Source organism: Neisseria sp. P0019.S002, from assembly GCF_051957155.1.
Lineage (GTDB): Bacteria > Pseudomonadota > Gammaproteobacteria > Burkholderiales > Neisseriaceae > Neisseria > Neisseria perflava.
Map to the genome: position 1 here is coordinate 1 of NZ_JBQCWS010000025.1, position 752 is coordinate 752.

A 752-nucleotide genomic window follows, 5' to 3' on the forward strand; every position below is an offset into this window, starting at 1 on the left:
TGTTGTTGTGGGTGGTGGTGGTGTTTGGGGTGGTTTGGTTGTTGGTGGTGTTGTTGGTGGTGTTGTTGTGGGTGGTGGTGGGTTGGGTTTGGGTGGTTTTGTTGTTGTTGGTGGTTTGGGTGTGGTTGGGTTGGGTGTTGGTGTTGTTGGTGGTGGGGTTGTTGGTGTTGTTGTTGGTGTTGGTGGTGTTGGTGTTGTTGGTTGTGGTTGGTTGGGGTGGTGGGGTGTCGTTGCTTGTGTTGGGGTTGTTGTTGGTGTTGGTGTTGGGGGTGTGGTGGGGGTGGTTGGTGTTGGCGGTTGGGGTGTTTGTGTTGTTGGTGTTGGGGGTGTTGTTGTGGGTGTGGGTTTTGGTGGGGTGGTTGTTGTTGTTTTGGTGGTGGGTGTGGGTGGTGTGGTTGGTTGTGGTGTTGGTTTGGTGTGGGGTGTTGGGGGTGGTGTTTGGGGGGGTGTGGGTGTTGGGGTTGTTGTTGGTGTTGGGGGTTTGGTTTTTGGTGGTGGTGGTGGTGGTGTTGGTGTCGGGGGATTCGGTGTTGTTGTGGTTGTTGTTGGTGGTGGTGGTGTTGTTGTTGGGGTTTGGGGTGGTGGGTTGGTTGTTGGGTTGGGGGGGGGTTTGGTGGTGGGTGGTGTTGGGGTTGGTGGTGTTGTTGTTGGTGGTGGTGGTGTGGGGGTGGGTGGTGGTGTTGTGTTGGTTTGGGGTGGTGGTGGGGGGGGGGGTGTCAAACTGACCAAAGACGGTTTGAACAACGCCGGCA

The 752-nt window shown here is 56.2% G+C and carries 1 protein-coding gene; it reads left to right on the plus strand.

The annotated features are described in order from the left end of the window. Positions 1-24: 24 nt before the first annotated feature. A partial coding sequence (locus ACTHTY_RS11315; RefSeq protein ID WP_440367701.1) for a hypothetical protein occupies positions 25-752 on the plus strand: 728 nt, incomplete at its 3' end.